Origin of the sequence: Mesorhizobium sp. M0991 (assembly GCF_040318915.1) — a bacterium.
Classification (GTDB): Bacteria; Pseudomonadota; Alphaproteobacteria; order Rhizobiales; family Rhizobiaceae; genus Mesorhizobium.
Map to the genome: position 1 here is coordinate 1 of NZ_JAMYNE010000072.1, position 9,024 is coordinate 9,024.

General features: G+C 60.3%; 9 protein-coding genes, 2 pseudogenes and 1 riboswitch. Of the genes and pseudogenes, 6 read left to right on the forward strand and 5 right to left on the reverse strand.

What is annotated here, in order from left to right; all coding sequences use genetic code 11:
* Positions 1-147 precede the first annotated feature (147 nt).
* A pseudogene (locus NKH70_RS35040) lies at positions 148-805 on the forward strand (ABC transporter ATP-binding protein).
* Positions 806-1,001: 196 nt separating this feature from the next.
* Here NKH70_RS35040 and NKH70_RS35045 read toward each other — a convergent pair.
* Positions 1,002-1,205: a hypothetical protein gene (locus tag NKH70_RS35045; RefSeq protein WP_352716785.1), complete on the reverse strand. Its 204-nt coding sequence runs from the start codon at positions 1,203-1,205 to the stop codon at positions 1,002-1,004.
* Here NKH70_RS35045 and NKH70_RS35050 point away from each other — a divergent pair.
* Positions 1,150-1,332, forward strand: coding sequence for a DUF6074 family protein (locus tag NKH70_RS35050; protein WP_352716772.1), 183 nt, complete (start codon positions 1,150-1,152; stop codon positions 1,330-1,332). The two genes, NKH70_RS35045 and NKH70_RS35050, sit on opposite strands and share 56 nt — an antisense overlap.
* Positions 1,333-1,785: 453 nt before the next feature.
* On the opposite strand, the gene NKH70_RS35055 is transcribed toward NKH70_RS35050, so the two are convergent.
* Positions 1,786-2,295 carry a Ros/MucR family transcriptional regulator gene (locus NKH70_RS35055; protein WP_352716645.1) on the reverse strand — a complete coding sequence of 170 codons (510 nt, stop codon included), beginning with the start codon at positions 2,293-2,295 and terminating at the stop codon, positions 1,786-1,788.
* A gap of 313 nt (positions 2,296-2,608) precedes the next feature.
* On the opposite strand from NKH70_RS35055, the pseudogene adh reads away from it, so the two are divergent.
* A pseudogene (gene adh / locus NKH70_RS35060) lies at positions 2,609-3,078 on the forward strand (aldehyde dehydrogenase); the annotation flags it as partial.
* Positions 3,079-3,259: 181 nt separating this feature from the next.
* Here adh and panC read toward each other — a convergent pair.
* From panC to NKH70_RS35075, 3 genes are all read right to left on the reverse strand, one after another.
* Positions 3,260-4,153, reverse strand: a complete 894-nt coding sequence (panC, locus tag NKH70_RS35065; RefSeq protein ID WP_352716644.1) for a pantoate--beta-alanine ligase — start codon at positions 4,151-4,153, stop codon at positions 3,260-3,262.
* A complete protein-coding gene (gene panB / locus NKH70_RS35070) occupies positions 4,150-4,986 on the reverse strand; it encodes a 3-methyl-2-oxobutanoate hydroxymethyltransferase (RefSeq protein ID WP_352716643.1) in 837 nt (278 codons plus the stop codon). Before panB ends, panC begins: the two co-directional genes overlap by 4 nt.
* A 279-nt stretch (positions 4,987-5,265) precedes the next feature.
* Entirely contained in the window at positions 5,266-5,484 is a 219-nt protein-coding gene (locus tag NKH70_RS35075) for a hypothetical protein (protein WP_352716783.1), read from the reverse strand.
* A gap of 365 nt (positions 5,485-5,849) precedes the next feature.
* On the opposite strand from NKH70_RS35075, the gene NKH70_RS35980 reads away from it, so the two are divergent.
* From NKH70_RS35980 to NKH70_RS35090, 3 genes are all read left to right on the forward strand, one after another.
* Complete coding sequence (locus NKH70_RS35980) at positions 5,850-6,020, forward strand: hypothetical protein (protein ID WP_502908462.1); 171 nt, start codon at positions 5,850-5,852, stop codon at positions 6,018-6,020.
* Positions 6,021-6,101: 81 nt separating this feature from the next.
* Positions 6,102-7,646: a Fic family protein gene (locus NKH70_RS35085; RefSeq protein ID WP_353027417.1), complete on the forward strand. Its 1,545-nt coding sequence runs from the start codon at positions 6,102-6,104 to the stop codon at positions 7,644-7,646.
* Positions 7,647-7,828: 182 nt separating this feature from the next.
* Positions 7,829-7,945: riboswitch (TPP riboswitch) on the forward strand.
* A 103-nt stretch (positions 7,946-8,048) separates the two neighbouring features.
* Positions 8,049-9,024, forward strand: a 976-nt coding sequence (locus tag NKH70_RS35090) for a phosphomethylpyrimidine synthase ThiC (RefSeq protein WP_353027418.1), incomplete at its 3' end; no start/stop codon positions are given.

Sequence of the window (9,024 nt, forward strand, 5' to 3'; positions counted from 1 at the left end):
ATGGCTCCTTTGCTCGGGTTGCCTGACAGCAAACCCACTGTGGCACTCAGATGCCGGGAGCGGGAGCCATCCACCTCATCTGCTTTGGTCGGCGGTCAAGTCGGGAATGGCCGCCATGCGGCGCGAAGCGGCATCCATTGCAGCCCAATGGCGGGCGTACAGGTATCGAATGTGTCGCGCAGTTTTGGCGCGCACAAGGCGCTGGACGATGTCTCGATCGACCACGCTGCTGCGCCAGATCGCAGGCTTCGACTTTCCCGACTCTGGTCGCATCTCCATAGGCGGCGAAAGTGTTGAGCGGGTACCGGTGGAGAAGCGGCGCATTGGCATGGTGTTCCAGAAGACGCGCTGTTTCCCAATATGAGCGTCTCCGACAATGTCGCCTTCGGCTTGTCAGTGCGCGGCGAGCCCAAGGCGGTGATTGCCAGCGAGGTGCAGCGCGCACTCGACCTGGTGCAGCTCAGCAGGCTCGGCGGCCGCCGGCCGCACCAGCTGTCCGGCGGCCGATTGCCGTCGGCCCGGGTACCAAGCTTGCCGCAGGCGCCAAGGCAAGCTGCGCTGTGCGACCCGAACGCATCCGCATCTTCACTGATGCCGAGGCACCGGATGCGTCCAATGCGAATGTGCTGCGAGGGAAGGTGTCAAAGCGCATCTTCGCCGGAATAGCAGCACCTACTTTGTCGAGCGTGCTGACCAGACGCTCAAGGTGATTGTGCAGAACACCGGTGCTGGCAGGCTGACGGAAGGTCAGGATGTCGTGCTGTGTTGGTCGCCGGAAAGCACGGTCTTGATTGCGGCGCGGTAGCAAGCCACAGACGTGCCACTGCCCGACCCAGATGGGGAGCGTGGATGACATGCGTTTGTGATGGGAAAAAAATTGCGTGCGGCAGCCTGGTTGAGGTCGGCGCCAGAAACCCCGATACGCCCGCCTACGAGACCATCACAATGTTTGGTGACTAGTCGCGAGACCGTTCGCCCATGCCAGAACTCTTGCTACATGCTCACCAGCCAAAAAGGGATGCGCCGTTAACCAGATTTTCTAACCCTCCAATGCTTAATCGCGAGACTGAATGGGTGAGGTGATCGGTGTCAAACATAAGGGCGTTTCCGCTGTATCGGCGGCGGAAGTTGGTCGAGGAAATTGCCCGCGTGCTGGAATCCAAGAACGGGGAGGATGCGAATGCGTTCTGGCGCAGCACCGCCAAGACAATTCTCCTTCAGTTGTCCGAATCAGGAGTTGCGCTCAGGCTCGCCGAACTGGAAGTTGGATCGCTTCTTCATGCCGTCTTAGGCGATATAGCCAGCCGGAGTGCTGCGAAACGCGTACATTAGCGTCGACTCACGAGGATTGATTGCCCCTCGCAGACTCGACTAGGCTTGGCATATGTTACCAGCACTGCTTCCGTCGAACGCAAGGCCTCTCTATCCCCATTGGGTCTAGGCTGGTAGATTCGGCAACCGAGCGGGTGACGCTATTTTGCGTGATTTCGCAGTCCGCATCCAATGTCAGGTGCGGCTCGCAGATTGTTTCGGTCGCGTGGGCGGAATTCGTCTTGGAACTACCAGCCAGGTCGACAGTGCAGGCCGAATTTGGTTCTCGAACGCACGCTGGCCGCTATTCGTAACTCGAGGCCGCTGAAGGAACGGCGGGAGTTCGGCTACACTTTCTCGGCAGGTATGGCACGGCGCAAGTGGACGATCCGGTCACCGATGTGCTGGGGCACGCCGTCGCCGCCAACTATGCCGCAAAGATGGCTGGGCGCAATCGCGTCCATCTGGCGGAGGTCAGGCTTTGGCGTCTGCCAACTCTGACCGGACGCGCTTAGACCGTAGCTTTCCGCTTTGCGGGGCCTTTCCCTGGGGTGGTTTTGCAGTCGCTCTGCGGCCAAGACCGCTAGCTTTAGCCAGAGCAGACCGCTTGGCCGCATAGTTAGGCGCCACCATAGGGTAGTCCCAGGCCAGTCCCCACTTGGCTCTATACTCGTCAGGTGTCATGCCCAGCAAACCCAGGTGACGCTTCATAGACTTGAATTTCCGCCCATCCTCTAGGCTCACGATATAGTCAGCAAATATCGACTTCTTCGGATTTATGGCCGGAGTAAATACCGGTGGCGGTGCCACGACCGGCTGGACTAGGGCCGATAACGCAGAATTGACGGTAGCAATCAGAGTTGGCAGATCGGCCACGGGCATTGCGTTGTTCTGGACATAGGCCGCGACGATGTCCGCCGTCAGGCCCAACAAACCAGTGCTTGTCTGCTTAGTTGCTTGAGCCATCAAGGTCAGTCCCCTCATTAGTCACACGTTCCTATTCCGGAATTTTTACCAACGCAAATCCTAACGACGACTATTTGTTTGGCAGGTAACTACGACAGCAATGCGTGCTCGTAAATGAACGCAGACGCCAGCCATCGCCGACGCATTTGCATTCAGCCCACGCTCAACTCCCAGTGGCTGGCGCCGCCCCTCGGCGGCGGTCCTTCGGAGTCCGCTGCCCGCCAGATATTGCGAGAGCAGGCGCGCGCCGCTGCCGGTATGCGATCGTTCTAGTCGGCTGGACAACTATCCTTGGCCGACTCATCATCCATTGATGCATCTCGGAGCAACTCGAAAAATCCTAGGCTACTTTGATATCGGCCGTCAGGAAGGCGCCGAGGTGCTGACTGGCGGCGGGCGCGCCGAACTTCCGGGCGACCTTGCCGGCGGCTACTATGTTCAGCCGACCGTGTTCAAGGGGCATAACAAGATGCGCGTGTTCCAGGAGGAAATCTTTGGACCGGTGGTCTCAGTCACCATGTTCAAGGATGACGGACAGGCGCTGTCGATCGCTAACTATACCCTTTACGGCCTCGGCGCCGGTGTCTGGAGCCGCGATGCAAATCATTGCTACCGCTTCGGCCGAGCCATCTAGGCGGGCCGCGTGTGGACCAACTGCTACCACGCTTATCCCGCGCATGCTGCGTTTGGCGGTTACAAGCAGTCGGGCATCGGCCGCGAGACCCATAAGATGTGCTTGACCACTATCAGCAGACCAAGAACATGCTGGTCAGCTACAGCCCGAAAAAACTCGCTTTTTTTGATCGATCCGACTGCGCTACCACAACGGCGGGGTTTCCGCCTTGGCTCCGCTGCTGTGTTAGCTTTGTTTGGCACATGCCGTATTCGCCCTAGGAGAACGCTCCGCTATCCTGAGTGTCCGACAAGCAGGTTGACATGGAGATGAGCCGCGCCAAATCGCGTTCGCGGCAGGAGTTGGATTTCACCCTAGCGGGGAAGTCCGCAGCGACTCATTTGGGAGTTGGCAAGCCGGCAGTGTTCTGACGTTGTCAATGAGCCGCGTTTGGCCGAGCCAGGCGGCTGCGAGCAGGCGGGTCGGCCGATCGATGCTTGCTATCGGTTGCAGATCTGCTTCGCCACGGAGTTCCAGGTACTCGACCTCGCGATAGCCTGCGGACAGGATCGCTGCACGCGCTTGGGCAAGCGCTGGGAGGACGGGAGAGCCGTTCGAGAGCCCCTCCGCAGTATCGAGCAGGACCGATGCGAGCCTTGGGGCAATGGCCCGCTCCGCTGGCGAGAGCCGAACATTGCGCGATGACAAAGCCAGACCATCGGGTTCCCGGACTGTCGGACAGGGGACGATGGTAATTGGCATATCCAGGTCCCGGACCATGCGAGTGATAAGTAGAAGCTGCTGAAAATCCTTCTCTCCGAAAAAGGCGAAGTCAGCGCCGGTCTGCAGGAAGAGCTTTGCAACGACGGTCGCCACCCCGTCGAAATGGCCAGGCCGGGACGCACCGCACAGGCCTTCGCTGACGCCGGACACGGACACGGTCGTGGTGAAGCCGTCAGGATACATCTCAGTCGCATGCGGAACGTAGAGCAGGTGTGCGCCCAGTGGAGTGAGTTTTGCAGCGTCTTCGTTTTCGGTGCGGGGATAGGCTGCAAGATCCGCGGCACTGTTGAACTGCTTGGGATTGACGAACAGCGTCACGATCACACGATCGGCCTTCTGAAGCGCAGAACGCACGAGACTCAAATGTCCTTCGTGCAAGGCTCCCATCGTGGGCACCACGGCGATGCTGGCACCAGAACGGCGCCATCCCGCCACAACGGCACGAAGTTCGACAATGGTGCGGACAATCGGCACGCTCATGGGAAATCTCCGGCCTTGGGCGCATCGGCGAAGAGATGTTCGGCGGCTGGAAAGCGCCCTTCCCGCACATCAGCCGCGTAGGCCGCAATGGCAGCTTCGGCCGCTGAGCCCAGTTCAGCATAGCGCTTCACGAATTTCGGCCGAAAACCAGTGAACATGCCCAGGATGTCGTCGATCACAAGGATCTGCCCATCGCAGGCGTCCGAGGCACCGATGCCGATCGTGGGAATTGTGGCTCTCTCGGTTATTCTCCGTGCGAGCGGATCCGTGACCTTTTCCAGCACTATGCTGAACGCCCCGGCCTCGGCAACAGCAATGGCGTCGCGAAAAATCCTGTCGCCGTCTCCGCCCCTGCCCTGGACTTTATAGCCGCCGAACACATTGACCGATTGCGGCGTCAGCCCGACGTGGGCCATGATGGGAATCCCGCGAGCAGTGAGAAAGCGGATCGTCTCGGCCATGCTCTCGCCGCCTTCCAGCTTGACGGCGGCGCATCCGGTTTCCGCCATGAGCCGCGCGCCGTTGCGAAAGGCCTGTTCGGGGCCTTCTTCATAGGAGCCGAATGGCATGTCAACGACCATCAACGCGCGCTCAAGACCGCGTCGCACGGCCTTGCCATGCATGATCATCATGTCGAGCGTGACGCCGAGGGTCGAGGGCAGACCGTGAAGCACCATGCCGACACTGTCGCCGACCAGCACGACGTCGCAATATCTGTCGACGAGCTGCGCAACGGGTGTGGTGTAGGCGGTCAAGCAGACGACCCGATCCTTGCCCTTGCTGGCCGCGATGTCCGGCGGCGTCAACGCCTTCGTTTCTACCGCCACACTCATCGGCACATTTCCCCGGCGTCAGGTTTTAAGCGGTCAACGGTTTTGCATAGTTTTGTGCAGGTGCGAAGGCCAAAATCAAACTGCATCGGAAAAGTTGGTGCATTGCGAAGCGCTTCAAACCAAGGGCTAGAGGCCGCCATTTTCTGCTGCTTCGGCCGAGTTTCGCAGTACCCTTATTGTGATTGTTTTGAGCAAGAGCGTGGTGGTGGTCTCAAGGGGTGTGCTTCAGCTCGAACGGTTTGACTGCCGCAACAGCGCGGTTCACGTTCAGAATCGATCTCAGGCCACAAGGCGTACCGAAATGCATTGTGGCGAAAAAAATAGGCAATGACTGAACACGGGACCAAAGCTGTAAGGCAACGCATAAAAGCCGGCGAGCGCCATGCTATCGCCGCGGAACTGATTGCGGTTTTGGTCGCGGTGACGGCTGGCCAACCGCGTATCATAACGATTGGAGACGGCAAAGCCTTGCCTTCCGGCCCGTTCGAGCTTGGACATCGATCCTGCAATCCGGCCTGAGAGACTGGGTCGAGCAGCAGACGCGCCATCCGCTGGGCTACATCGAGCAGCTCTACACCTTCGCCGACCGCGACCGGTCAGGAGACGGGGGCGCGCAGCGGGGTGATTTCGATTAGCTATCTCGCCCTGACCCGCGAGGAGCAGGCTGAACCTGCCGATAAGGCCGCCTGGCGCAACTGGTACGCTTATTTCCCATGGGAACATCATCGCGCTGGCGCTCCGTCGACATTGCCTGAGGCGTTTGTCCCACGCCTGAAGGCGTGGGCCGAGGCAGCCGATGATCGCGCAGTGAGCCACGATCGCTGGCGGCGCGCGGTGATCGCTTTCGGCCTTGAGAACCACGCTTGGATGAGGACTTGGTGCTGCAGCGCTACGAACTGCTTTACGAGGCGGGGTTTGTGGAGGAAGCCCAGCGCGGTCAAAATGACGCTTACGCCCCATCAATCTTCGGCCGAGCCATGCAGAAGGATCACCGCCGCCCTTCAGGATCGGTTTTCGCAAAAGTCGGCTTGTAGCATCAATTTTCATCAGATAGAATCGTTTTTCATAGTATTTGGCTGAGCTGCACCAAAATTCGAGGAAAGGATCCCCTTTTCATGCCTGTGGCGCAGAAGCACCAATTTTCAGGTCCTGTTCTCGTTTTTCAGGAAATCCGCCTTCCGGAGATGGTGACCCCGGCCGGGTACAGCGCCCTGATCGGAGCCTACGAGCTCGCCGTCCCCTTGCCCCGGACGCTGTCGGCCACTGGCGAGCATCATCGCATTACCGAACGGGATGGTTGGCGGATCATGACGCCCCGCCATGCCCCACATCCAACACTCGAAGGCCACCTGACCTTCGCGCTCAAGTACGAGGGGCTCGACCTTGCCGTCCTCAAACGGCTGTTCCAGGTGACCGGTCCCGCACCGATCGAGGCGCTCGTCCGTGAAAGCCCCACAGGCAGCTATGCCCGCCGCATCTGGTTTCTATATGAATGGCTGACGGGCACGCGTCTCGATCTGGCGGACGCGGAGGCCGGACGATACGTTTCGGTTGTCGATCCCGAGCTGCAGTGGCCCGGATCCGAGAAGACCGCTTCGCGCTACCGCACAAGGGACAATCTCCCCGGCACGCCTGAGTTCTGCCCGCTGGTGTTCCGAACCAAGACTCTCGAAAAATTCATCGCCCTTGAACTACCGCGGCGCGCGGAGGCAATCGTAGCGGACGTGCCGCGCGACCTCCTTGCTCGGACCGCCGCCTTTCTTTTGCTCAAAGACTCGCGATCAAGCTATGCGATCGAGGGCGAGCGCCCGCCGCAAGATCGCATCCAGCGCTGGGGCCGCGCCATCGGCGAAGCCGGCCGCTGGCCGATCGATCGCGATGAGCTGCTGCGTCTGCAAAGAATTGTACTTGGCGACGCCCGTTTAGTAAGACTTGGCTTCCGAAAAGAAGGGGGTTTCGTCGGTGAGCATGACCGAGACAACGGCACGCCCCTGCCCGATCACATCAGCGCTCGGCCCGAGGACCTGCCGCGGCTAATCGATGGAATGGCGGCCTTCGATCAGGGCCCCGCGCAGAACCTTGATGCAGTCATAGCCGCCGCAATCCTCGCCTTCGGCTTTGTCTACATCCACCCGTTCGAGGACGGAAACGGCCGCATTCACCGCTACCTAATCCACCACGTCCTTGCCATGCGCGGCTTCAATCCGCCGGGAGTGGTCTTTCCCGTCTCGGCCGCGATCCTGGACCAGATCAACGAGTACAGGGGCGTGCTCGAGAGCTATTCGCAGCGCCTTCTGCCGTTGGTGGAATGGGAACCGACGCCGCAATTCAACGTCCGGGTGCTGAATGACACCGGTGATTTCTACCGGTTCTTCGATGCAACCCCGCACGCCGAATTCCTCTATGCCTGCGTTCGGCGGACGATCGAACGGGACCTTCCCGAGGAAACCGCATTTCTGCAGCGCTACGATCAATTCCGGCAGCAGGTGGACGCCTTTATCGAGATGCCCGAGCGGTTGACCGATCTGCTCTTCCGTTTTCTTCACCAGAATGATGGACATCTGTCGAACCGCGCGCGCGAAAAGGAATTCGCCGCGCTGACCAGTGACGAGGCAGGAAGAATCGAGGCGATCTACGCGCAAACCTTTGGTGCCCATTGAAGGCGTGATCATCAGGATCGATTTTTAGTCCGACCGTTTGCGATTCCCTTGTCCCTGCCTTCATCTCCCACGCTTGACTTGTCGCCGAGACATGCACGATTTTTTCCGCACGGTCTGACCGGCCGCCGATCGGCCGCGGCCAGAACGCGCTTGACAAACCGGCGCCGGCCCGTTCAACCTGACGCATTCACCAGGGGAGTCCCGGCAAGGGGCTGAGATACTGCTTGCTTTCGCGGCGCAGTGACCCGTTGAACCTGATCCAGTTCATACTGGCGTAGGGACGGTGCAAGCGCTTTGCGGGAGTTTACGCCCCAGGTCCTGTTTCGGCAGGTCGACAGAAGCGTCTTTTCATCCTTCCGGCACAGAACTGGGTCTCCAATGCATGAGCAAAGGAGCCTCAAGATGAATGCCCTCACTCCCGCCGTCTCGACGGGACCGCTGCCAGCCTCGCGGAAAATCCACAAGCCCGGCGTCCTCCATCCGCAGATCAGGGTGCCGATGCGCGAAATCTCCGTCCATCCAACGGCCGGCGAGCCGCCCGTCACCGTCTACGATCCGTCCGGCCCCTATACCGACCCGGCTGTCGAAACCAGCATTGAAAACGGTCTTGCCCGGCTTCGCCACGAATGGATCACGGCGCGCGGCGATGTCGAGGCCTATGACGGCCGCCGCGTGCGGCCGGAGGACAACGGATTTGTGACCGGTGAGCGCCTGACGCCGGAATTTCCCATTCGCAACCGGCCACTCAGGGCCAAGGCAGGCAAGGCGGTGACCCAGCTTGGCTATGCGCGCGCCGGCATCATCACCCCCGAGATGGAGTTCGTCGCCATCCGCGAGAACTTCGGCCGTCAGATGTTGCGCGGCAAGCTGCAGCGCGACGGCGAAGCCTTCGGCGCGGCCATCCCCGATTTCGTAACGCCGGAGTTCGTGCGCGACGAGGTGGCGCGCGGACGCGCGATCATTCCCGCCAACATCAATCATCCCGAGAGCGAGCCGATGATCATCGGCCGCAATTTCCTGGTCAAGATCAACGCCAATATCGGTAATTCGGCGGTCACCTCCTCGATGGCCGAGGAAGTGGAAAAGATGGTGTGGGCGATCCGCTGGGGCGCCGACACGGTGATGGACCTGTCGACTGGCCGCAACATCCACAACATCCGCGAATGGATCGTGCGCAATGCGCCGGTGCCGATCGGCACGGTGCCGCTCTACCAGGCGCTGGAGAAGGTGGGCGGCATCGCCGAGGATCTGAGCTGGGAGGTCTATCGAGACACGCTGATCGAGCAGGCCGAACAAGGCGTCGACTACTTCACCATCCATGCCGGTGTGCGGCTGCATTACATCCCGCTGACCGTCGACCGGGTCACGGGCATTGTCT

Coding starts and splice junctions, on each gene's coding strand:
- NKH70_RS35075 (WP_352716783.1), bottom strand. CDS start 5,484: ATGTCCAAGCTCGAACGGGCCGGAAGGCAAGGCTTTGCCGTCTCCAAT.
- NKH70_RS35085 (WP_353027417.1), top strand. CDS start 6,102: ATGCCTGTGGCGCAGAAGCACCAATTTTCAGGTCCTGTTCTCGTTTTT.
- NKH70_RS35055 (WP_352716645.1), bottom strand. CDS start 2,295: ATGAGGGGACTGACCTTGATGGCTCAAGCAACTAAGCAGACAAGCACT.
- panB (WP_352716643.1), bottom strand. CDS start 4,986: ATGAGTGTGGCGGTAGAAACGAAGGCGTTGACGCCGCCGGACATCGCG.
- panC (WP_352716644.1), bottom strand. CDS start 4,153: ATGAGCGTGCCGATTGTCCGCACCATTGTCGAACTTCGTGCCGTTGTG.